The organism is Neokomagataea thailandica NBRC 106555, from assembly GCF_001598495.1.
Classification (GTDB): Bacteria; Pseudomonadota; Alphaproteobacteria; order Acetobacterales; family Acetobacteraceae; genus Gluconobacter; species Gluconobacter thailandicus_A.
This window is the reverse complement of sequence record NZ_BCZB01000010.1, coordinates 58,931-82,426: the sequence shown is the minus strand read 5'-3', so window position 1 is coordinate 82,426 and position 23,496 is coordinate 58,931. Positions and strand designations below refer to the sequence as shown.

18 protein-coding genes are annotated in these 23,496 nt (G+C 52.1%); 10 read left to right on the top strand and 8 right to left on the bottom strand.

Annotation, left to right across the window (positions count from 1 at the left end):
- Nucleotides 1-59 precede the first annotated feature (59 nt).
- Entirely contained in the window at nucleotides 60-827 is a 768-nt protein-coding gene (locus NTH01S_RS04955; RefSeq protein ID WP_084367005.1) for a sulfite exporter TauE/SafE family protein, read from the top strand.
- Nucleotides 828-1,033: 206 nt separating this feature from the next.
- On the opposite strand, the gene NTH01S_RS04950 is transcribed toward NTH01S_RS04955, so the two are convergent.
- Nucleotides 1,034-2,506 (bottom strand): Hint domain-containing protein, encoded by a 1,473-nt coding sequence (locus NTH01S_RS04950; protein ID WP_068170355.1) that lies wholly within the window; start codon nucleotides 2,504-2,506, stop codon nucleotides 1,034-1,036.
- 322 nt (nucleotides 2,507-2,828) lie between these two features.
- Between NTH01S_RS04950 and NTH01S_RS11745 the strand changes: the two genes are divergently transcribed.
- Nucleotides 2,829-2,981: a hypothetical protein gene (locus NTH01S_RS11745; protein ID WP_169802045.1), complete on the top strand. Its 153-nt coding sequence runs from the start codon at nucleotides 2,829-2,831 to the stop codon at nucleotides 2,979-2,981.
- A 301-nt stretch (nucleotides 2,982-3,282) separates the two neighbouring features.
- On the opposite strand, the gene NTH01S_RS04945 is transcribed toward NTH01S_RS11745, so the two are convergent.
- Nucleotides 3,283-3,543, bottom strand: coding sequence for a hypothetical protein (locus NTH01S_RS04945; protein WP_068170353.1), 261 nt, complete (start codon nucleotides 3,541-3,543; stop codon nucleotides 3,283-3,285).
- A 282-nt stretch (nucleotides 3,544-3,825) separates the two neighbouring features.
- Here NTH01S_RS04945 and NTH01S_RS04940 point away from each other — a divergent pair, with 282 nt between their 5' ends.
- From NTH01S_RS04940 to rodA, 5 genes are read left to right on the top strand one after another with little or no spacing between them, the layout of a single operon-like run.
- On the top strand, nucleotides 3,826-4,875 hold the full coding sequence (locus NTH01S_RS04940; protein ID WP_068170350.1) for a rod shape-determining protein: 1,050 nt from the start codon (nucleotides 3,826-3,828) through the stop codon (nucleotides 4,873-4,875).
- 17 nt (nucleotides 4,876-4,892) lie between these two features.
- Complete coding sequence (gene mreC / locus NTH01S_RS04935; protein WP_068170345.1) at nucleotides 4,893-5,831, top strand: rod shape-determining protein MreC; 939 nt, start codon at nucleotides 4,893-4,895, stop codon at nucleotides 5,829-5,831.
- A 2-nt stretch (nucleotides 5,832-5,833) separates the two neighbouring features.
- Nucleotides 5,834-6,400 (top strand): hypothetical protein, encoded by a 567-nt coding sequence (locus NTH01S_RS04930; RefSeq protein WP_068170337.1) that lies wholly within the window; start codon nucleotides 5,834-5,836, stop codon nucleotides 6,398-6,400.
- A gap of 57 nt (nucleotides 6,401-6,457) precedes the next feature.
- On the top strand, nucleotides 6,458-8,386 hold the full coding sequence (gene mrdA / locus NTH01S_RS04925) for a penicillin-binding protein 2 (RefSeq protein WP_068170335.1): 1,929 nt from the start codon (nucleotides 6,458-6,460) through the stop codon (nucleotides 8,384-8,386).
- Entirely contained in the window at nucleotides 8,386-9,543 is a 1,158-nt protein-coding gene (gene rodA / locus NTH01S_RS04920) for a rod shape-determining protein RodA (RefSeq protein ID WP_068170332.1), read from the top strand. The genes mrdA and rodA overlap by 1 nt, the downstream gene beginning before the upstream one ends.
- A 64-nt stretch (nucleotides 9,544-9,607) precedes the next feature.
- Here the strand turns inward: rodA and glyS are convergent, their stop codons facing one another.
- The 4 genes from glyS to NTH01S_RS04900 form a co-directional block, all read right to left on the bottom strand.
- The gene (gene glyS, locus NTH01S_RS04915) at nucleotides 9,608-11,662 is read right to left on the bottom strand and encodes a glycine--tRNA ligase subunit beta (protein ID WP_068170330.1); all 2,055 of its coding nucleotides are present in this window, start codon (nucleotides 11,660-11,662) and stop codon (nucleotides 9,608-9,610) included.
- Nucleotides 11,655-12,545, bottom strand: a complete 891-nt coding sequence (locus tag NTH01S_RS04910; protein ID WP_068170317.1) for a glycine--tRNA ligase subunit alpha — start codon at nucleotides 12,543-12,545, stop codon at nucleotides 11,655-11,657. Before NTH01S_RS04910 ends, glyS begins: the two co-directional genes overlap by 8 nt.
- Nucleotides 12,546-12,917: 372 nt before the next feature.
- On the bottom strand, nucleotides 12,918-15,008 hold the full coding sequence (locus NTH01S_RS04905; protein ID WP_068170314.1) for a TonB-dependent receptor: 2,091 nt from the start codon (nucleotides 15,006-15,008) through the stop codon (nucleotides 12,918-12,920).
- A gap of 114 nt (nucleotides 15,009-15,122) precedes the next feature.
- Nucleotides 15,123-15,530 (bottom strand): hypothetical protein, encoded by a 408-nt coding sequence (locus NTH01S_RS04900; protein WP_068170311.1) that lies wholly within the window; start codon nucleotides 15,528-15,530, stop codon nucleotides 15,123-15,125.
- Between the two features lie 331 nt (nucleotides 15,531-15,861).
- On the opposite strand from NTH01S_RS04900, the gene NTH01S_RS04895 reads away from it, so the two are divergent.
- From NTH01S_RS04895 to aspS, 3 genes are all read left to right on the top strand, one after another.
- Nucleotides 15,862-16,614 carry a DUF2076 domain-containing protein gene (locus NTH01S_RS04895; RefSeq protein ID WP_068170309.1) on the top strand — a complete coding sequence of 251 codons (753 nt, stop codon included), beginning with the start codon at nucleotides 15,862-15,864 and terminating at the stop codon, nucleotides 16,612-16,614.
- 125 nt (nucleotides 16,615-16,739) lie between these two features.
- Nucleotides 16,740-18,278, top strand: a complete 1,539-nt coding sequence (locus NTH01S_RS04890) for an FAD-dependent oxidoreductase (RefSeq protein ID WP_245642186.1) — start codon at nucleotides 16,740-16,742, stop codon at nucleotides 18,276-18,278.
- A gap of 151 nt (nucleotides 18,279-18,429) precedes the next feature.
- Nucleotides 18,430-20,220: an aspartate--tRNA ligase gene (gene aspS / locus NTH01S_RS04885; protein ID WP_068170306.1), complete on the top strand. Its 1,791-nt coding sequence runs from the start codon at nucleotides 18,430-18,432 to the stop codon at nucleotides 20,218-20,220.
- 66 nt (nucleotides 20,221-20,286) lie between these two features.
- Here aspS and NTH01S_RS04880 read toward each other — a convergent pair whose 3' ends face one another.
- Nucleotides 20,287-21,045: an AIM24 family protein gene (locus NTH01S_RS04880; RefSeq protein WP_068170303.1), complete on the bottom strand. Its 759-nt coding sequence runs from the start codon at nucleotides 21,043-21,045 to the stop codon at nucleotides 20,287-20,289.
- Nucleotides 21,046-21,283: 238 nt separating this feature from the next.
- A complete protein-coding gene (locus NTH01S_RS04875) occupies nucleotides 21,284-23,413 on the bottom strand; it encodes a TonB-dependent siderophore receptor (RefSeq protein WP_084367003.1) in 2,130 nt (709 codons plus the stop codon).
- Nucleotides 23,414-23,496 lie beyond the last annotated feature (83 nt).

The following is a 23,496-nucleotide window of genomic DNA, read 5'->3' as shown; positions in this document are numbered from 1 at the left end:
ATTATAGACAGAATCGTAACGGATGATAGTGTGATCTCCTTTCGGTAAGGGAGATCACGATGCCGCATGAGTGGCTTTATTCGGCATCCGGCCTGTTGGTAGGTTTTTTAGTGGGTGTCACGGGAGTTGGTGGCGGCTCATTAATGACGCCACTTCTCATTTTATTTTTTGGTACAAAGCCGCAATCTGCTGTGGGTACGGATCTTCTGTATGCGGCGATCACCAAAATTGTAGGTACGGCGCTAAATCGTCGTTTGGGCATGGTGCAATGGCGTATTGTTTTCCTGCAAATGTTGGGGAGCTTACCGACAGGCTTGGTATGTTTGTTGTTTTTGCATCATGCAGGGCCATCTGAGGCGACGTCGCATGTGATAAAACTTGTGCTGGCAATCGCATTATTGATTATAGCGCCACTTATTGTGTTGAAGCCGTGGTTGGGTCGTTTGGCGGCGGATCGTCCGCCTTTATCGTCACGGGTGGAAATCGGTTTGACGGTTCTGCTTGGGGCCGTGTTGGGGGCATTGGTGACGCTGACCTCCGTTGGTGCGGGGGCGATTGGGATGGCGGCTTTGACGGCGCTCTATCCACGCTTGAATACGCGAATACTCGTTGCAACGGATATAGCGCATGCTGTGCCGTTAGCCTTGCTGGCGGGTGGGGGGCACTGGTTGGAAGGTGCGGTTGATACAACGGTGCTGATTGCGCTGTTGTTAGGGTCTATTCCCGGAATCTTTTTGGGGACGTTGTTTGCGGACCGTCTGTCAGATGGTGTTCAGCGTTGGGTGTTGGGGATTTTGCTCTTTGTGATTGGTGTACGGATGGTTTGAGCTGCTAGGTTGGATGGGTAAGGTTGCGAAATAAAAAGTATGTGGCGGGCATGTATTTTCGGGGATTAAAACTGCTTGCGGGCTATACTGGTCAGTATGCCCGTTATTCAATATGGTACTGATATATAATAACGAGAAGAATATAATTTCGGATGATCATTTTTGTGTTAAGCTTTGGATATTAAGTCCAAAGCTTAACGTGGTATTTATGCAGCTATATTTTTATTTAAATTATCTATTTTAACGTAGATCGTTGATGATATTAATTCAATGGATAGAACTGAATTTGATGTGGTTTTTGTATGTGATATCGGAAGGAGAGATTGCCCAGATGTCCAGCGATTATTGCTGCTTTCGATCCCATGCCACCCATTAAGGTTTGAAACGTGTAAGTGGTCTTGAATTTTTTTTGTGCAGTCTTTCTCAAAGAGTGTGACCTCTCCGATGAGAACTCCTAATGTTCGTCTGTCATCTATAAATGGTCCAACGGTTATGCTGGGAGCGCTTGCATTCGACATAAGCCAGATATTGTGAGTGCCGGCTGGAACGTGGAAAATATGATGTTTCCCGTTGATGCGAACGGTATCAAGGCGTTCACCTTTTTCGGTCATAAGGTGTAGGTCGTGCTCTTCCGTGAGATGCTCTGGTGCAGCCTGCTTTGGGAGGTTGGACGATTGGGCGCGTGCAAGAATGTTTTTGAAGAGTGGTTCTACAAAATCACGACTGGTCGAGAGTGGGGCGGCAGCATTTTTCCAAGTCAGGTTCCGAGACGTCGGTAAGGGCATAATCTGTACACCCTCGTGAAAACGGTTAATGTTACCGGTATCGAGATAGCTTTCTGTAAGGACACCATCCGCAATAATTATGGCGTGATTTTCCATTTCAACATGATAGAATGTGTAAGAAGTAATTGAACGATCATAGAAAATTGAGTGATTATTGACGAGCATACGTACGGGAACAAAGTTCCCGTTGAAGAACAGGCAATGTTCGGCTGTAATCAGCATGTCTTTAAACGGTACACCATCAGCAAGAGCATCTTTGAGAACTCTCACTGGGTAGTTGGAGGCAGTGATATGTCGGCCTTGTCTAACGGTGCGAGATGTTTTCCCGACCCAACGGACGGCTTCTACTGTCTGTTCACCGTTTCTCAGAACAATGATCTTATCATTGGCTGTAAGAGTCTCAACGGCTTTGTAGCCTTCAGGCGTCTCTATCATAGATCCCGCGAGGAAGCAGGGGTCAAAATCATCATCACCGCCAGTTAGAGCAATATTTGTTCCAGTATTTGGATTTTTTACAAAAAATGTATTTGAATTTTGATCGTACTGATACTTAAGTTCATTTAGATTAATGATGTTTTGTGAAACAATATAATATTTTCCGTCTTTGTCCTGAAATATAAATTCTTTCCGGCCTTTCCCGTTCTGGGCTGTTCCACCATATTCAGTGCTTTCATTATAAAAAGGGTAGTATAACCTTGATGAATCATTGTTTAGGTAGAAAAATTTTGTGCCTTTTTGTGAAATTCCGAAGGTGATTTCGACAGAGTTTTGAACGTTAGAGACAGCGTAATCAGTATTGCTAGAATCTGTAGGGGTAAGCCTTCCTATATTAAGAATGTAAGTTCCTGACGTTGGAATCTGTTGGTGTATGTCAGGATTTTTTGTTGCGCTCATAGGGAACTTTCTCCGATATGCTGGTTGCCTTTAATTCGGAGTGCAGTAAGCGCAATAAAATTTCTAATCAATATATATTTTAATTAAAGAATTTTATTTTATTTATTTCATATTGTGTACGCGAGAAATATATCCATTTTTTTTAGGTAAAAAATTAACACATTAATTTTATTTTTTTATATATTGTTGTGTCTAATCATTTTTTTTCAATGGAATTGGGGAGCATTGTTTGGGGCGGGGTGTTTACTGAAAGTTTATGTGTTTTGTACATGATGTTGTCGCGTTTTTTTGGGAGGTGGCGTGATGCGGCGCTATGGTTTGCGTGCCCCGCCAATGGGAAGAGATTAAGAAACGTCACTTAGCTGAGGGGAGTGTCGGTAGCGCGGATTTTGACAGTCGCTTTATTATGGATGCGATGAGTGTTGATTTGGGTCTGTCGTTAATCCGCCGCATTGTCGTCCAATGCCTTGATTAGATGCTTTCGGATAGATTGCGGAAAGCCCGTTCGATCATGACCGTTGTGTATCAACGATGTAAATGCTGATGCACGCTTTTTCAGCCTCCAAAACGCACAAGGAGGTTACGCCGAGGGATGATGGAGTGATAACGGTATTATAAACGATCTCTCCAAGTGTCTTGAATATCGTTATGACTGCTCGTGTGGGCGCGTATTCGGTGTGAATCGGATGACGTTTAACGGATGGAGCTGTTGAATGTAGGCCCCGTTATTTCAAGTAATAGGGGCCTACAGCGCTATTATTGGGTGAGAGTATGCCTTAATAATCGTTGCGTGGATGATGGCGGCTCGGTGTTGTTGCCGCGCCGAGAGCAGCCCCTGTGCCGCCACCCGCGAGTGCGCCAATGGCCGCGCCATGACCGCCGCCGGCTATTGCGCCGAGAGCCGCGCCGGCCCCCGCACCGAGAAGAGCGCCACTGCCTGCGCGTGCGCCACTATCATAGGGGTTGCCGCATGCTGAGAGGGCAAGGGCACAGAATGTGAGGGCAGCGAGGCTGTGGGAGCGTGTAGGAGTCTGCATGATAAACGGGAACCTGTGTTGAATAATGCATAGACCTTCAAGGTGAAGTGTCTACATGAAAGATGGTAGCTCATGAACTGGGCTTAATAAGGTGCTGAGAAGGTGGCTGGATTGCGGCAAGATATAATTTTTTGTTGCGACTGGGCGATAAGTTCCCTTTTGGCTATCATTTGATGCTTGTTACACGATAGTTCCTCTTGTCGTATCGTAGTGGGGTCGGTAAGTCCCATTCTGAATTGGAACTGCGTTGCTGCCGCCTTAGCGTTGCGCCAGGAGTATTAAATGTTTTCTCGTTTGCTGGGCCTCATGTCGGCCGACATGGCGATTGACCTCGGCACTGCCAACACCTTGGTTTATGTTAAGGGCCGGGGTATCGTTCTTGACGAACCATCTGTTGTGGCTATCGCGGATGTACGCGGTAAAAAGCAGGTCTTGGCTGTCGGTAATGAAGCCAAACAGATGGTTGGGCGTACCCCCGGAAATATCACGGCCATTCGTCCATTAAGAGACGGTGTTATTGCGGATTTTGAAGTTGCTGAAGAGATGATTAAGCACTTTATTCGCAAGGTGCATAACCGTCGTGCGTTTGCGACGCCGCAAATCATTATTTGCGTTCCATCTGGTGCTACGGCTGTTGAACGCCGTGCCATTCAGGAAAGTGCGGAAAGTGCCGGAGCGCGCAAGGTATTGCTGATTGAAGAACCGATGGCTGCGGCGATTGGTGCTGGGCTTCCTGTGACGGAGCCGTCAGGCAGTATGATTGTTGATATTGGCGGTGGCACCACAGAAGTGGCGGTGATTTCTCTGGGTGGGATTGTCTATGCGCGTTCAGCGCGTGTTGGCGGTGACCAGATGGATGAAGCCATTATCTCTTATATCCGTAAGACATATAACTTGCTGGTGGGGGAGAGCTCGGCTGAACGAATTAAAATTGAACTGGGGGCAGCGATGCCGCCTGATGACCGCTCTAATCCGGATGGCCCACTGACGGAAATTAAAGGGCGTGATTTGATCAATGGCGTGCCACGGGAAGTGGTGGTGAGCCAGGCGCAGGTTGCGGAAAGCTTGGCAGAGCCGGTGCAGCAGATTGTTGATGCTGTGACGACGGCTCTGGAAAACACGCCGCCTGAATTGGCTGCAGATATTGTCGATAAAGGTATTGTTTTGTCGGGTGGTGGTGCTCTGCTTTATCGGCTGGATGAAATTTTACGTCTTTATACAGGGCTCCCGGTTACGGTTGCGGAAAATGCTCTCTCTTGTGTCGCTTTGGGCACTGGGCGCGCTTTGGAAGAAACGCGGCGTTTACGTAGTGTGCTGAGCAGTATGTATTAAGAGCCAAAACGGCTATTATGCTCTCTATTCATGCCAAACAGATTGTAGCACGGGCATCTTTGGCCGTGCTGGTGATGTTAGCGGTTGGTCTTCTTGTTCTGGGCTGGGCGAAGCGTTCAGCCGTAGATGAAGCGCGTTTGCTTGCGGCTGATCTGCTCGCGCCAGCTTATCATGCGATGGTGTGGCCGCAGATTCAGGTGAGGCATTGGGTTGAAGACCTACATGGCGCGACGGACTTGGCTCGTGAGTGCAGTCGTCTGCGTGAAGAAAATCGTGCGCTGAGGCATTGGTATGACGTGGCGGTGGTGTTGGCGAACGAAAATGCGCAACTGAAAGATAGTTTGCATTGGATTCCAGAGCCGGTGCCACAATATGTAACGGGGCGTGTTACGCGTGATGATGGGGGGCTCTACGCGCGTGCGGTTTTGTTGGATGTAGGGGATGGTCATGTTGTACGCGCTGGTGATGTGGCCTTGGACGCGGCGGGTTTGGTTGGGCGCGTAACGGAAGTGGGGCCGCACACAGTCCGTGTATTGCAAATTAATGATGATGCGAGCCGGATCCCGGTGACGCTTACGACATCGCGAGCGGATGCGATTATGGTGGGGGATGATGGGGCGATGCCGCGTTTGATGTATTACCCACAGGATCAGCATCCCATCGAGGGGGAGCGTGTGCAGACACGCGGGCAAAGCACAATGCCTGCGGGTTTGCCGATTGGGAGTGTGCATTATAGTGCGCCTAATCATCCTGTTGTTGTGCCGGATGCTGATTTGGCGCGCCTCGATATTGTTCGTATTTTTGATTATGGTGGTCAAAGTTTGGTGGCGCCGGACGCACCAGGACGTGTGAAAGCACGTGTTATGGATGCAAAGCCCCTTTCGTCAGACAGTGCGATGTTTGGGCTGCCGTTTTTATTGCAGTCTTTACCGGTTCCTGCGGCGAGTGGTCATTAAGTATGGTCGCTGAGCGTTCGACCCCAAGTTTGCATTCTGCCGTAGAGCCAAAGCAAACATGGCGTTTGGTTTTGGATCGGATGTTCCGCTCTGCAATGCCAACGCTGTTGCTGATCGCTGTTATCATCTTCTTATCGGCCCCGTTTGGTGTGCCGGGGCAGGAAGAGATGCAGTTGGGCGTGGCTTTGTGTGCTGTGTGGTTTTGGGGGCAGACGCGCCCACGTCTTATGCCTACGCCTGCGGTATTTCTGTGCGGAATTGTTTTAGAGCTTTACAGCTTTGGGCCGCCGGGACTGGCGGTTTTGGCGTTACTCGTCTTTTATGGTGTGGCGAGGCATTGGCGCTATGCACTGGCGCAGGTGAGCTTTATTTTGGTTTGGCTCATTTTTGCACTTTTTGTCATACTCACATGCTGTCTTCAGTGGTTGCTTGTTTGTATCCATGCTTTTGCGTTTTTGTCACCTATGCCCGGTGTCTTTCAGGCCGTGCTGACGGTTGGCCTTTATCCAAGCCTTATGGCTTTGTTCTCTTGGGGTAGTCGCACGTTTGCGAATCCTGACTGCGCTTAGGTTTGCTACTAGAGTAGCTTTTGTCGCTCTGCTTTTTCGGACTTGAACACGCACCTCATGTTTTCACGCACGCGCAAATCTCGTTTGTTGCAAAACCTCTTCAAAAGAGGTGATGGAGCCGTACGCTCGTCGCGCGGCGTGTTTACGCGCCGGGCTTTGGCCGTCATGGCAGTGCAGGCAGGGGTGTTGGGCGTTTTGGGGCGGCGTTTACATACGTTGCAGCTTCATGAAGGTGAGCATTTAAGGCAATTAGCCGAGAGAAACCGCACGAGTAAGCGTCTTTTGGCACCAGCTCGGGGGCCTATTCAGGATCGTTTTGGCCGTTCTTTGGCAGAGAATAAAGTGAGTTGGCGTGCGCTGCTGATGCCGGAAGAAACGACGGATGTGGCTGCGGTGATTGAACGATTTGGCACGTTTATTAATTTGGATGAGCATGATCACGCACGTATTGAGCGTGATCTGAAGCATTTGCGTAAGTATGTTCCGGTAACATTGCGGGAGTTTTTATCATGGGATGATATGGCAAAGATTGAGCTTAACGCACCATCTTTGCCGGGTGTTTTGGTTGATGTTGGTTCGACGCGTCTATATCCGCTAGGGGAGTTAACATCGCATTTGGTGGGTTATGTTGCCCCTCCGAATGAGGGAGATGTTGCGCATGATGTGACGTTATCTTTACCTGGAATGCGTGTCGGTCGTGCTGGTTTGGAGCAGACGCAGGAAGCATTGCTTCGTGGAGAGCCAGGCTCGGTTGAGATGGAAGTCAATGCTCATGGGCGGGTTATTGGGGAGTTGGATCGGGCAGAAGGTCAGCAAGGTACTACGGTACGTCTGACGCTGGATTCAGTGTTGCAAGAGCAAGTGCGGGCGAGCTTGGGTGACCGTGTGGCGAGTGCGGTTGTGATGGATTGTCGTAATGGTGAGGTCTTGGCGATGGTCAGCACGCCATCGTTTGATCCATCGCTTTTTGACTCAGGCGTGAGCCATGCCCAGTGGAATGCATGGGTGGAGGACCCTAAGACACCGCTCGTTGATAAAGCCGTTTCGGGGTTATATCCACCCGGTTCTACGTTTAAGCCAGCCGTTGCCATGGCCGCTTTGAAAGCAGGTTCTGTTTCTCCGCAAGATCGTTTTATGTGTCCCGGTTATTTTGATATGGGAGGAGTACGCTTCCACTGTTGGAATAAATACGGGCATGGTTCGATTGATATGCGTGAGGCGCTTAAGTATTCCTGCGATGTTTATTTCTACGAAGTGGCTCGCCGTTGCGGAATGGATCCGATTAAGGATGTCGCCAATACGATGGGGCTCGGGGTTCCGTTGGGGATTGAGCTTCCGCATGCTCGCTCGGGTGTGATTCCAACGCCGGAATGGCGGCGCCAGCATGGTTATCACTGGAATGGTGGTGATACGGTCAATGCAGGTATTGGCCAAGGTTTTGTGCAGGTTACGCCCTTGGCGTTAGCCACTTATGCGTCTCGTATTGCGTCGGGGCGGAATGTGCAGCCGCATCTTTTACGCACGATGAATGAGCATTTATCGTCCTTATCTGCGTCTGACACGGTACCTAATTTAGAGGTGCCACAGGAGCATTTGAGCGTGGTGCGTGCAGGGATGTTTGCCGTTGTGAATGACCAGCATGGGACGGCGCCGAAAGCACGCCTTGATTTGCCGAGTATTACAATGGCTGGGAAAACGGGGTCTGCACAGGTGCGCCGTGTGTCACGAGCGATGCGTGAATCAGGGCATTTTAACTCGGCTAATTTGCCGTGGGAATATCGCCCGCATGCGCTGTTTATTTGTTTCGCGCCTTATGATGATCCGCATTATGCCGTGTCGATTGTGGTTGAGCATGGGAATGCAGGTGCGGATGAAGCGGCTCCTCTGGCTAAGAAAATTATGACGGATACCTTGCTGCGTGATCCGGCCAATCAGGCGCGTCCACCGGGTCAGACGGTTGCTCGTACAGATTCAGGGCAAGGCTGATGCGTAATAGTTTAGGGTTTTTGCGGCGTGAAAAGCGCCTGTTGCGGGCTGAGCCAGATTTTCGGCCGTTGGCGCGTTTGATGCAGGTGAACTGGTTTTATGTTCTGTTGATTTGCATGTTGGCAGGGGTTGGTTACATCGCGCTGTATTCCGCCGGGGGCGGGTCATCTCATCCGTTTGCTGGGCCGCAAATGGTGCGCTTTGGGTTGGGGTTGGTCATGATGATTGGGGTGGCGTTAGTGCCGCCTCGTGTTCTGCGACTGATGGCGTGGCCTATGTATGGTGTTGCTTTGCTTTTGCTTGGGCTTGTTCTGAAAATGGGGCATGTCGGTAAGGGGGCGGAGCGTTGGGTGAATTTGGCGGGTTTGCAGTTTCAGCCATCTGAATTTGCTAAAATTGCGCTTGTTTTGGCGTTGGCTACATGGTTCCATCGTACTGGACCTGAGCGGTTAGGTAATCCATTACGGTTAATTTTCCCGGCGATTATTACTCTGCTTCCGGTTCTTTTGGTTCTTAAGGAGCCAAATCTAGGCACGGCAACTATTATTGGTGTAATTGGGGCAACGTTATTTTTCTCCGCTGGTATGCGGTTATGGCAAATTATTGCGCTGGTAGCGCCGATACCTTTTTTGGGTAAGTTTATTTACAGTCATTTGCATGATTACCAAAAGGCGCGTATTGATACGTTCTTGCATCCTGAGCGTGACCCCTTGGGGGCTGGATATAATATTATTCAATCCAAGATTGCTTTAGGCTCTGGTGGCATGTGGGGTGAAGGCTACCTGCATGGCAGTCAGGGGCAGTTGAGTTTTCTTCCGGAAAAGCAGACAGATTTTATCTTCACTATGATTGGTGAAGAATGGGGCTTTGTTGGCGGTATAGCGGTTATTGGTTTGTTAGGCACGCTGGTCTTGGGCGGTATGCTCATCGCTTTGCGGAGCCGTAATCAGTTTGGGCGTTTGCTGGGTTTGGGCATCGCTATGGATTTCTTTTTGTATTGTGCGGTTAATCTTTCGATGGTGATGGGGGCAATCCCGGTTGGTGGGGTGCCGTTACCGCTGATTTCGTATGGTGGCTCTGCGATGTTGACGATGATGTTTGGTTTTGGGCTTTTATTATCGTCATGGGTTCATCGGAATGAGATGGACCCTGAATAAAGTCGCATTGTTCTATGAGGTTATGTTGGACACTCCCCCTGAATAAGGGGGAGTGTTTTTGTTTTTAGCCGTCGATTTGGCTGAAATCCGCAATGAGACCAGTGGTCGTGCGGAATGTTGCCAGAAGGCGGAGGCGGTTTTTCCGAATATCAGCCTCTGGTGCATTCACAATGACGGCTTCAAAGAAGTGGTCGAGCACGGGGCGCAGGCTTGCAATGGCGTGCATGGCTTGCGTGAAGTTCTCGGCCTCTAGGGCCGTCTTGGTGTCTGAAACTGCCGCCGTGAGAGCGGTTGCCAGAGCGCGCTCTTCGTCTTGCGTGTAGAGAGACGCATCAGGCTCACCTGTGTGTGGGCCGTCCTTTTTATCTTCAATGCGCAAGATATTGGCTGCGCGCTTTGCAGCAGTCAGAAGATTTTTGCCATCTTCTGACTGGATCATGGCAGAGAGTGCATCTGTGCGGGCGAGTAGACGGACGAGGTCGCCATCCAGGCCGCCAGCCAAGGTTGCCGCGAGGACATCGTAGCGTGCGCCTTCGCTGCGGAGTTGTACGCGCAGGCGTTCTGCAATGAAGGATGGCAGGGTCTTTAATGTTTCACCATTACGGCCAGCGGCGGCCTCGGTGATGAGTGCCATCAGGTCAAGACGCAGGCCGTTATCGCGGATGGTACGGATCACGCCGAGTGCAGCGCGGCGCAGTGCGTATGGGTCCCCGGACCCGCTGGGTGTTTCACCGATGGCGAAGAAACCGGCCAGAAGATCGAGGCGGTCAGCCAAGGCTACAGCTATGGAGACAGGTGCTGTTGCCGTTGCGTCAGCTTGGCCGCGTGGCAGGTAATGCTCGGATACGGCTCGCGCGACGGCTTCTGCTTCACCGTCATGCGCTGCGTAATAGCCGCCCATGACGCCTTGCAGCTCTGGGAACTCCCCAACCATGCCGGTGGTGAGGTCCGCCTTGGACAGAAGGCCAGCACGTTCAGCATGGGTAATGCTGGTGGCATCGAGACCCATGGCCTGTGCAACCTTTCCAGCAAGGGCTGAGATGCGTTGTGCGCGTGCGCCTTGTGTGCCGAGTTTCGCATGGAATGTTACGGCATCAAGGGCAGCAACGCGCTCGGCAAGTGGGGTCTTGCGGTCAAGGTCCCAGAAATGGCGGGCATCGGCGAAGCGGGCGCGTAGTACACGCTCATTGCCTGCAATGGTGAGGGCGCCTTGATCTGCAAATGGTAGGTTCGCCACAAATGCGAAGAGAGGCGCGGCTTTGCCATCTTGTGTGCGGAGCGCGAAGTAGCGCTGATTGATCCGCATGGAAACCTGCATAACTTCTGGTGGCAGGTCCATGAAGGCATCGTCAATTTTGCCAATTAGCGGAGCCGGGAACTCTACCAAGCCAGCGACTTCACTCACCAGGCCTTCATCTTCCACGACGAGTGCATCGTGTTCTGCGGCACGCGCTGCAACGCCGTCGCGGATCATGGCGCGGCGTTCATCGGCATCGACGATCACGGAGCGTTCTGTGAGGGCGCTTCGCCATTGTGCCGCGGATGTGACGGTAAAGGCTTCGGGCGCGATGAAGCGGTGGCCTTCGGATTGTATGCCGGAGCGGAGGCCGTGAGCGTCATCACCATCACGGGTGAGGTCAAACTCGACGAGCGCACCGTCTAACAAGCACACAATGCGGCGCAGAGGACGGATCCATGTGAAGAGGGAGCCATTGCCCCAGCGCATGGATTTTGGCCATGGGAATTTCCATAGCAAGTCCGGCAGGGCTTCTGCGATGCGTGCGGAGGCGGGCACCGGCGGAAGATCTCGGTTCAGCACCCAGAACCCGTTTTCAAGCGTCAAATCATCGGGGGTGACGCCATGTTTGCGGGTGAAGCCTGCGAGGGCCTTCTCGGGGGCACCGTCACGTGGGCCGCGCTCAGAGAGCGTGCGTGCAGGGATTTCGGCATCAACATCCAATGTAATAGCGATACGGCGTGTGCCGTAAAAGGTGCGGATGTTGGATGGGTTCAGGCCATCCAGCGCCGTGGTCAGCAGGGAGGAGAGGTCGTTTACGGCCTTTTCCTGTGCGCCTGCTGGGATTTCTTCAGAGAAGAGTTCAAGGAAAAATTCAGCCATTGTTCTTGTCCTCTTCGCCTGCGTCTTCACCAGCTAGCCACGCTTCACAGGAGGCTTTTGCGAGAGTACGGACGCGGCCAATATAGGAGGCGCGTTCGGACACGGAAATGACACCGCGTGCATCGAGCAGGTTGAACAGGTGGGATGCTTTGAGGCACTGGTCAAAAGCAGGTTGTGCCACGCCAGCCTCGGCTAGGCGGATGGATTCCGCTTCACAATCTTTGAAATGCGCGAACAGCATGTCTGTGTTGGCAAGTTCAAAATTATGGCGTGAGTAATCTTTCTCTGCGCGGAGGAAGACATCACCATATTTCAGGCCTTTGCCGTTATAGTCGAGGTCATAGACATTCTCGACACCTTGAACGTACATGGCCAGACGTTCTAGCCCGTAGGTCAATTCTGTTGACGGCATGACGGTTGGAATACCGCCGACCTGCTGGAAGTACGTGAATTGTGTGACTTCCATTCCGTCACACCAGACTTCCCAACCGAGGCCCCATGCGCCGATGGTGGGGTTTTCCCAGTCATCTTCCACAAAGCGAATATCGTGTTTGTCGGGGTCGATGCCAATGGCACGGTAGCTTTCCAGCAAAAGCTGCTGGCTGTCTTCTGGTGTTGGCTTCAGCAGGACTTGGTATTGGTAGTAATGCTGAAGGCGGTTCGGGTTTTCACCATAGCGACCATCTGATGGGCGGCGGCAAGGCTGCACATAAGCGCAAGACCACGGCGTACGGCCGAGGGCGCGTAGCGTTGTGTGTGGGGATAGCGTGCCGGCACCGAGTTCGGTGTCATAAGGCTGAAGAATGGCACAGCCTTTATCGGCCCAAAAGCGATGAAGGCGCAGGATGAGATCCTGAAAACAGAGCGGCCGATTGTCGGACAAGGCGAAAGGCTCCGAAGTAAGCTAAAAAATGGCCCCTACCTTACAAGGGAAGGGCCAAAACCGAAAGGGTGCTTCGGTAGGTTTCAAGTTTTGGCTTGCTACAGCTTAAAACCACCGCATCCTTAGAGATGCATGACATGTTCCAAACTGGAGCACTGGGTGAGTTTTGGCGATGTCTCGTTGATTGGCAGCCTAGGGGAGAGGCCATCTTGCTATGCGAAGCAGTATGGTCTTTCCCCGTGTGAGGCAGTGGGTGATGTTCATGACGGGCAGAAAAATGCCGCGTCAAAAGGTGCCCGCCAATAGATGCATTCAGATTTGCGAGAATGAATGTACGTCTTGCATGATCTTGAATGTATTGAAAAATGTTCCTTAAAACTTAGCGCTCAGACTGAGATTGAAAGAACGCCCTAGGCCGGGAAGTGGCGAGAGGATGCCTGTGCTGCGGTAATCCCCTAAAGATAGGCCGCCGAGGGGGAGGAAATAATGCTGGTTCATCAGATTTTCGATGCTGCCTTCAAGTGTAAAGGCGCGCCAGTGGTAGGCACTACCTAAATCGAACAGGGCATATCCTGGTGTGTGAGGTTCGTTTCGTAGGAGGTCGACCGTACTTTTCTTTTTGACGAGTGTGAGTTCGGTATAGCCGCTCCATGCGCCGTAGGTTTCTTGGAAGCGTACGGAGCCGTTAGTCGGCATTTGTTGGTATAGACCTGTATGGGTGATGAGGTCTTGCCCGCGTACCCAGTTGAGATGCGTATGGAGCACGGCCTTTCCGTAATGTGTTGTGTTCCAGAGTTGGATGAAGGCGTTGCTATTGATGCCGTAACTTTGGGCATTGTGGTTCGCGAAGGCGAGTGTGCGGCGACCATTTGCGAGTGTGGCAAGAGGCATGACGTTTATGTAGTGATGCGTATACGTGTAGTAAGGCTGTATCTGGACACTCCAACGTTTGTTGCTTTTGTCATGCCAGTGGAGTGTCGTACTGACGGTATGAGCGATCTCTGGGGTGAGGTTTGGATTGCCGACATAGCCATTCCCGTCGCCGAACCAACCGACCATCTTCATCGCCATAATGCCGCGGCCCCATGCATAACGCTCATAAAGATTGGGGGAGCGGGTTTTGCGTGCGTAGCCGCCTTCTATGGAGAAGATATCGGTTGCATCCCAATGGGTGAGGGCTGTGACGTCAAAATTATAATCGGTCCGTCCGCGGGATGAGGTGTTGAAGTGTTTTGCTGCCATGGCGTCTGCCATGCTCATCATGCCAGTCCATGAATAGGGCGTGACGGGGCCTGTATTCATCATGATGATGTCGCTGCGGAGGCCGAGTTCTGTGGAGAGGCGTGGTGTCCAACCTGCGTGCCACTGCGCATAATGTCCGAGGTGGTTACGGTGTCCATTATTGATATTATGGAATGTGTTGGGGCCCATCATCATGCTGCTTGGAATGGCGGGCCACCAATCATTGAGGCCGCTATGCTCGAAGGAACTGCCGAGGCCAAGGGCTTGCTGGGAGGAAAGGTTGATGGTGGTTTTTAGTGTGTAGCCTGCTGTCCGTCCGTCCGTGTTCATTGGCATCCCGCGGGTCGCGCTGTGTCCGCCCTTATCCGAGAGCATATTCATGGCGTGAGAGACGCGCTGCCAAAAACCGCTCGCCTCTAATGTGCCCCAATGGAAGGTGTTGGTGTATTTCCCATTAACAAAGGTCGATCGGTTATTGGTAAGGTCCATATATTGGTTGGGAAAGCCTTCATAAGGCGTGTCTTGTTGCCCTGCGGTGAGGGTGAAGAGTTGTGCCTCGTGTTGTATGCCTAGGGTAACGGCGTGGTTATAGGTTAAATAATTTGTTGACCGTACGCGCTGGTCCGCGCCACCCGCATGGTAGTCACTGGCATGGGCGTAAGAGCCAGTGTAGCGCAGGCTTAGCCAGTCATTGGCAATGGTGAGAGAGCCTGATGCGCCCGATGCGCCACCGTTGCTGCGATAGGTGCCGCGTGCTTCTCCCGTGATGAGGAGCTTGGCGTTTTTTGAAAAAACCGGCGGTTTTCGTGTAATGGTGATGGTACCGCCAGTGCTGTCTCCGCCGTCACTGACGGAGGTTATGCCTGCGGTGGCAACGGCTGAGGATACGGAATCCGGGTCGATATAAGACATGGCCGGGTTCATATGGTTCGGGCAGCCTGCTGACAGGCGCATACCATCCACAAAGGTTGCGACCCGGTCATCCGCCATGCCGTTCAAAACGGGAAGAGAGGAAATGCCGCCGGCTGAATAGGCGCTGAACCCAAGGCTATTATGTAGCAGTTTTGTGGTGTCTGCCGATGTATTGTGCTGTCGGATGCCATTTACGGTGATGATTTCTGGGCGGTCAGCCGCGTGTAACGGGGTGTGAAGGAGTGTAAATGCGCAGCCGCATGCGAGCAGCGCCAGTCTGGAAAGACGGCGTGATGTTGGAATGAACATGAAAGGGCCTTCGGTGAAACACTATCGGTGGCGATGGATGCGCGTTCGTGATCCCGTACTTCGCTGTCAGGAAATGGGTTTTTGAGGCGCATCTAAAGCATGAAAAACGGAGTTTCAGGCGAAGGTTGGAGGTCCTGTTGAGGGCGGTAAGAAGCTCGCACGCTGGGCCGGTATGAGATGTGAAGGATGTGGCGTGTAACGTGTGGGAAGGCGTAGCCGCGCGATGAGGAGCGCAATGATTGCGAGGCCCAGAATGATCACTGGCAGGTGCAGCAAAGGGCATAACGGGCATGGTATGCCGTGATGATGGGCATGCTCGGGCGTATGGTCTGTCCGCATCTGCATCATAGCTGTGCAGTGCGCGTCCATGGCTTGCGCTGCGGGGCCAATATGAAGGCCTGTGAGGCGTTCGAGGGTTATGCGGGGTGCCTCATCTGGGAGGGCGTGGCTTTGTAGGGTTAATTGTCCGCCCAACCCAAGCACAATACATGCGAGCAGGATTGGCCGCCAAAGGGCGGTCATGAGTGCTCGGAAGGACTGTGGTAGAGCGGAGATCAGGTTTTTATGTCCTTTGCGAGGGTGTTTCAGACTTTTTAAAGGTATTTTTGATATATTTGTAAAGTTTTTATTTCAAAATTTACAAATATATAGGGGTAAATTTTCATTTTTTAAATTTACTGCATTCATTTTGAGGGATAATTCATGATTATGGACTTTTATGGTCCTATATTTATCTGAAAAATAGTCTTTATATACTGTGATTTATTGGAGTTTTTTTGAGCCCTTGCCGTGACGTTAGGAGTGCATCATATTTTCAGGATATAACCACTTCTCGTCTGGAAGGGCTGAGACGATGAACAACGAAGAACGCGAGCTAATTTCCCGCTTTATCGCGCGTGTTGGCGGTGGGGCGCAGGGGCAGCAAGGGGGGGCGTTTGGCTCTTTTGGCCAACAGCAGGCACCAGCATTGCCGCCGGTGGATCCGGAAGCTGATCGGTTTATCGCCGATAACTTCCAGCGTTACCCAGAAGCGCGATACCGTGTGACGCAGATGGCTGTGGTGCAAGAAGCGGCCTTGGCGCAAGCGCAGAACCGTATACGTCAATTGGAGTTCCAATTGCAGCAAGCGCAGTCACAACTCGCACAGGCGCAGCAGCAGCGTGGTAATGCGGGTGGCGGGTTGTTTGGCGGGCTGTTTGGTGGCGGTGCGCGGCAGCAAAATGCAGCACCACCTCCAGGTTGGGGGGCGCAAGCACCACAAATGCCGCCTCAACCGCAATATGGTTATCCGCCAGGTTATCAGCAGGGTATGTTTCAACGTGGTGGCTCTGGCTTTCTCGGTTCCGCGTTGACAACGGCTGCTGGCGTTGCGGGTGGTATGATGGCGGCTGATGCACTGGAAGGTTTGTTCAGTGAGCATCATCATGAAGGTGGCTGGGGCCAAGAGGGTGGCTTTGGCGGCGGTGAAACCATCATTAACAACAATTATGGTGATGCTGGGCAAGATCCGTTCGCGGGGTCAGGAACAGATGCCGGTGGTGGCTTCTCAGATTCGGACTTTGGCGGTGGTGGTTTCGGCGGCAATGATTTTGACGATAGTTTTTAACCGTGTGATTTGAACGTTTTGGAAGCCGTCCGGGAGTGAACTGGACGGCTTTTTTTGTGTTCATCTTGTGTCAGATATACTGTGTTAAAAGAGCTTATTGCTTGTGTATCGGAGGAGCGCCGCTCATGTCAGGTTCAGGGATTCAGGCTATGAAGCTTCATGATGTTGTGGCGTTGGATGAGCTGGAGAGCGGAAAGATACGCTCCTTTTCTGTGGGTGGACGCAGCGTGGTTTTGGTGCGTGACGGGGAGGCGGTTTACGCGTTAGCCGGGCGCTGTCCGCATAAAGATGCCCCGATGGAGCAGGGGGCTTTTTGTCATACGGCGGAGGGGGCAGGGGTGATTGTTTGTCCCTGGCATAAAGCTGTTTTTGACGTGGCTGACGGTTCACTGAAGGAGCCGGTAGCGCTGGATTCTTTGCAGTCTTTTCCCGTTGAGCTGCGTGACGGCCGGGTATGGGTTGGAGAGGTGCCGCATAAGCGGAGTGTACCTGAGGCCAAACAGCAGAATGAGCATGTTCTGATTTTGGGAGCGGGTGCCGCAGGCGTTACGGCTGCGGTGACCTTGCGGCAAGAAGGGTTTGCCGGGACCATTACGATGGTCACGGAGGAAAAAGATTTGCCTTATGACCGTACTGCGCTGAGTAAAACGGTTTTATTAGGGGATGGATCTTCAGCTCGTGCACCGGCTTTGCGCGATGAAAATTATTATCAGGTGCATGATATTCATATCGTTCATGCATGTTTACGGTCTTTTGACCCTATGACTAAAATGGCAACACTCACGAATGATGTTGAACTCTTTGGGGACCATGTCTTGATTGCCACGGGTTCAGTTCCGCGTGCTTTAAACATACCAGGAGATCACTTGGAGGGAGTATTTGCCTTACATCGTGAACATGATGCTGAGGTGATTGCTGCGCGTGTGCAAGATGATCATGCTGTAACAATTATTGGGGCTGGTTTTGTCGGGCTGGAGGTGGCGTCGTTATTGCGGCAACGTGGGGTTGGCGTGACGGTTGTTACGCCGACTAACATCCCATTGGAGCGTCATTTAGGACGGGAAATTGGCATAAGATTGCGGCAGTTGCATGAAGAAAATGGGGTGGCGTTTGTCTCTGATGCACATGCGGTCAAGATCTACGGTGAACAGCGTGCTGAAGGGGTGGAGTTAAGCGATGGGATGCGTCTGCCAGCGGCATTTATTCTCTTTGGTGCTGGGGTTGTTCCTGCGTCTGAGCCTGTAATGGGGCTGGAGCGCGATGATGAGGGCGCGATTATTGTTGATGAACGGATGCAGGCGGCGCCGGGTGTGTATGCGGCGGGGGACGTGTCGGCCACGCGGTATGGAGAGAAAGTTTATCGGATTGAGCATTGGCGGCATGCACAGGCGCAGGGGCGGCAGGCCGCTTTATCCATGATGGGAAAAACCAGTCGTTTACCGATGCCGTGGTTTTGGACGCAGCAATTTGGTAAAAAAATTGAAGTGCTAGGATGGGGGGAGGCGTTTGATTCTGTGCGTTTAAAGGGCGACATTCGCGGCTTTCACTTTTTGGCTACTTATATGCAAGGAGGGAAAGCTGTTGCGGTAGCTGGTGCGGGGTATGCGGCAGAATTGGCCCGGGCTGCTGTTGATCTTGAGGCATTTTTGAACGAAGAGCCCTGAAATTGATGTGTCGTTTGGTGCGGAAACGGTGGGTATGTGCGTTTCAAAGCGCTCCTATGCTTGACATTCAGCCTGCTACTCGGCTTCCTGCGCTCAATTCTTTTGTGCTGACCTGTGTCGGCTGTTGTTGTTACGTTTAGTGAGGTCTGTCATGCATCCTTATCGTACTCATGATTGTCGTGCTCTGAGAGCCGTAGATGCGGGGCAGACTGTTCGCCTGTCTGGCTGGATGCATAGTAAGCGCGATCATGGTGGTCTGCTCTTCATTGATTTGCGTGATCATTTTGGCATGACGCAGATTGTGGTGCCGTCTGGCTTGCTGGAAAAAGTAGAGCGTCTGCGTGTTGAGAGTGTCATTACCGTGACGGGGCAGGTTGTGCTGCGCGAAGATGGTCAGCGCAACGAACATCTGCCCACGGGTGATATTGAAGTGCGCGCGGAAGATATTGAAGTGCGCTCTAGTGCGGCAGTACTGCCCTTCCAAGTGACAGGTCAGGAAAACTATCCTGAAGAAATGCGCTTGAAATATCGTTACGTAGATCTGCGTCGTGAGAAGATGCACCGTAACATCATGCTGCGCAGCAAGGTTATTGCGAGCATGCGTCAGCGTATGAATGATCAGGGTTTTACGGAATTCCAGACGCCTATTTTGACGGCGTCTTCCCCTGAAGGTGCGCGTGACTTCTTGGTGCCAGCACGTCTGCATCCGGGTAAGTTCTATGCACTGCCGCAAGCGCCGCAGCAGTTTAAGCAGTTGGCGATGGTGGCGGGTTTTGACCGTTACTTCCAGATTGCGCCGTGTTTCCGCGATGAAGCATCGCGTGCGGACCGTAGTCCGGGTGAATTTTACCAGCTCGATTTTGAGATGGCTTTTGCCACGCAGGAAGATGTGTTCGGCGTGTTGGAACCTGTTTTGGCAGGGCTGTTTGAAGAGTTTACGCCAGAAGGTTGGAAGATTACGGATGGTGCGTTCCCGCGTATTCCGTATAAAGATGCAATGCGCGATTATGGCTCCGATAAGCCTGACCTGCGTAACCCACTTATCTTGAAAGATGTGACCGAAGCTTTTGCTGAGTCTGGCTTTGGTCTGTTTGCAAAGATTGCGGCTTCTGGCGGTCAAATCCGCGCAATTCCGGCGCCGGGTGCGGGGGATCGTCCGCGTGGGTTCTTTGATAAGCTGAACTCATGGGCGCGTGAGAACGGTGCCGGTGGTCTGGGCTATGTCATTTTCGAAGAGAATGGTGGTAAGGGCCCGATTGCTAAAAACCTTGAGGCAGATCGTCTTGAGAAGATCCGTGAGATTTGTGGTCTGAAGGCTGGCGATGCAGTCTTCTTTGCCGCGGGTAAGGGCGATGAGGTTGCGAAATTCTCTGGTGTTGTGCGCACCAAGGTTGCGACTGAACTTGACCTGATTGAGAAGAATGCGTTCCGCTTCTGCTGGGTTGTGGACTTCCCAATGTTCGAACTGAACGAAGAGACGGGTAAGGTTGATTTCTCTCATAACCCATTCTCCATGCCCCAAGGTGGGCTTGATGCGTTGAATACGCAGGATCCGCTGACGATTAACGCATATCAGTATGATATTGTGTGTAATGGTGTGGAATTGTCTTCTGGCGCTATCCGTAACCATTTGCCGGAAGTCATGCTGCGTGCGTTTGAAATCGCAGGTTATGGCCCCGAAGTTGTAGAAGAACGTTTTGGCGGTATGTTGAATGCGTTCCGCTATGGTGCGCCGCCGCATGGTGGTGCTGCGCCGGGTGTGGATCGTATTGTCATGTTGTTGGCCGATGAGCCGAACATTCGTGAAGTGATCTTGTTCCCTCTGAATCAGAGCGGTGAAGACCTGATGATGGAAGCGCCTGCGCCGGTTGAGCCTGCGCGCTTGAAAGAACTGCACCTTGCTTTGGATTTGCCAAAGCCGAAGCCCGCTCTGTCTAAGTAGGATTGGGCTAAAGGTGTTTTTGGAGAGCGCGGTTCCGAATGGAGCCGCGCTTTTTTGTTGTGAGAGTTATTCGAACATGCGACCGATGAGAGAGGCTGCTCCTGCCACGCCGCCTGCTTCGGCGGCATCTGTTGCGGTTTCTACGCCCATATAGGGGGCGAGTGCGTGGGCCAGGTTAGGCATGGTGAGTGTTTGTAGCCATACGCGGCCGGGGCCGGTGAGGCGTGCCATGAAGAAGCCATCGCCACCAAAAATTTTGTTGCGAATACCGGGGAGCATGGTGATGTCGAAGTTCACGCGTTCTTCAAACATGCCGACATGCCCGGGGTGAACGTCCAACTGTTCTCCCGGTCCGAGGTCTACAGGGATGATTTCTCCGCCGAGCATGGTCCAGAATTGGCCATAGCCAGAAATGCGTTGGAGGCGGAAGCCATCACCCCCGAAAATACCAGCGCCTAATTTGCGTTGAAAGCCGAGGTCTAGTGTCACGCCATCTGTGCTGGCCATGTAACCGTGGCGGTGGACCATATAGCTGGTTGTACTATCAACGGTATGTTCCACAATTTGGCCTGGAATTTTTGCTGCGAAAGATACCATGCCGGGGCCACCTTCGGAGAAAAACTCGGTCATGAATAAGCCCCCGCCTGCAATGGCGCGAGAAATTGCTCCGAAAAAACCGCTATTCCCGGCGCCGGATGTAGTGGTGCGCAAAGAAATATTGGGCGTTTTCCATGAGAGCTCGCCGGTTTCAGCAAAAAGACGCTCACCGGGATCAAGCCTGATACTCAGGACGGGAAGGGTTGTTCCTTCAATTTTGCTTTGCATGGCACGATTCCATAGTGAGGCATAATCATAACATTACGGGTTCGATTACTTTTTAGGAAGTGATGCTTGTCATGTTCCGAAGATGACGGCTTATTTTGGTGGAATTATGAGTTTTTGGGGGTGGTGTAGGATATTCACAGCATAGAGATTTAGAAAATCACGCACTCTTCTCTAGAAATGCTGAAAGCCCCACTCGATAGAGTGAGGCTTGTAGGGTTTGGGAGAGTTTTTCTAAGAATTAAAAACCCGCAGAGAGTGTGACAAACATGGACCGTCCCGGTGCCCATGCGCAGGCAACGGAGCGTGTGCACATCGCGACGTATTTACGGTTCGCCAAGTTCGTTCCGTTTAATTGGATACGATAATTTTGATAATCGGCATGGGCTTCTAGATCCCAGACGAGTTGGCTGGGTACGTTGAAGGTAGCGGGCAGAGAGCCTGCGGTATTGCCTGTATAGCGGAAGCCACTGCCAAGCCCTGCGCGCCAGTTGGGTGTGAGTTGGACATCACGTTTCGCGAAGAGGGAAGCCATATGGGCCGGTACAGCAACCGGGCGCTGGCCAATTTGTGCGGCGATGCTGGAATGCGTGATGGTTGTCGCTTGGGTCGTGAAGGACGCGATAATGTCAACAGCGCCCGGGAGGCGGCCCATGGCTTCCAACTCTAAGCCACGGGACCGCTGCTGCCCGACTTGGATGCTATAGGTGGAATCCATGGGGTCAGACATCAACTCGTTTTTCTCAACGAGGTTAAAGACATCGGCTGTGATTAAGAGATTGCCCCAGCGTGCGTTGGATGGGGTGGCGTATTTTATACCGGCTTCGATTTGGCGGCCACGGGTTGGCACGAAGGCTGTATTGAGGCGTGTAACTCCGATTTGGGGCTGGAATGACGTGGAGTATGCCGCGTAGGGCGATAGACCGAATGGTGTACGGTAGAGCAGGCTTGCGCGGCCTGTGAAGGCGTTGTTCTTTTGTGCCGTACGGCCATTTTTGGTCGCGTTATTATCGACGGTTAGGCTCTGCGTGAAGTCTTCTCTGCCGGAAACCGTAAGGTAAAAATTCTGCCAATTGAGTTGATCTTGGGCATAAAGGCCCGTTTGCGTACCTGTCGCGTTCGTATTGGTGCGGCTGGCATAGGTCGGCCATGTGATGCTGCGATAGACAGGCGTATAAAGGTCAAGATTGGGAGCTGCACGTTGGCCACGGCGTAGGGCTGTGAAGTCACTGCGGAAATCAACACCCAAGAGCAGGTCATGATGTATGGGGCCTGTGGAAACGTGGCCCTCTGTGCGGGTGTCGAGGGTGACGGTGTTGTAATTGCCGGATTGCAGAAGGGCTTGGCGTGTGATGCTGCGCTGATCTGCTGTGAGCGCGTTTGTGGTGACAAAGCGATAGAGCAAGTCTAGATGCGCGTAACGCATGTTCTGATTGATGGACCAGCCGGGCGCGAATTCATGATGCACGCTATAGCCGATGGTTGCTTGACGTTTGGAGTATACGTCATAAGCAGCATCGCTGCTGAGCATGCTGCGTGAAATCTGCCCCCAACGGCTAGGGAGAAGGGTTCCTTGTGCGGGTAAGAATTGAGCGGTTGACCCAGCGTCAAGTTGTTCAAAACTTGAGAGAAGGGTGATGTCTGTATTGTGGTTTGGGGCCCATCGCAGAGAGGGAGCCACAAAGATTTCGTTATTGAGAATATGTTTGGCGTATGTATCGGATTTACGGATCAGGCCATTAAAGCGCCAGAGCAGGGTATGCTCTTTATTCAGGCTGCCGCCGAGATCTGCGGCGCCTTGAATACGCCCGTAAGAGCCGGTTTGTATAGCGATTGTGTTTTTCTGATCAAGGCGAGGGCGTTTGCTGACGGCATTGATAATACCGCCGAGTTGCCCGGAGCCATAGAGGGCGGCTGTTGCGCCGCGTAAAACATCTATTTCTTCAAGGCCCCAAGGTTCAATCGCCAGAGATTGGGATGTTGCGGCATTGGGTGTGCGGGTGCCATCTAGATAAATATCCGGGCTGAAACCACGAATGGTTCCGAAATAACCGCGCGGGTCATCTTTGGAGCCATAATCAGACACGCCTGCAGAGTAGCGGATGGCTTCAGATAGGGAGCGGCTGTTGAGCAGGGATAAGCGGGCTTGTGTGATGACGGTCACATTTTGCGCTGTAAGTTCAAGCGGTGTGTGTGTTTTGGTTGCGGAGCTGGTGCTTGTGGCGAGTAGGGAAGAGCGGACGCCGTGAACAGTAATTTTTTCGGCTCTATGCTGTTCAGGGGATTGCGGTGCGGTTGCTGATGGGGGACTCGCTTTTATGATTGGCGTGCAGAGGAACGACCCGAGGAGGAGGGCAAGGCGTAAGCGCATGGGTATGTTTTGAGGCCGGTGGGGCGCCTCATCCTTTTATGCGAATAATTATCAATTACGATTTCGTTTAGCGGAAGTTTAAA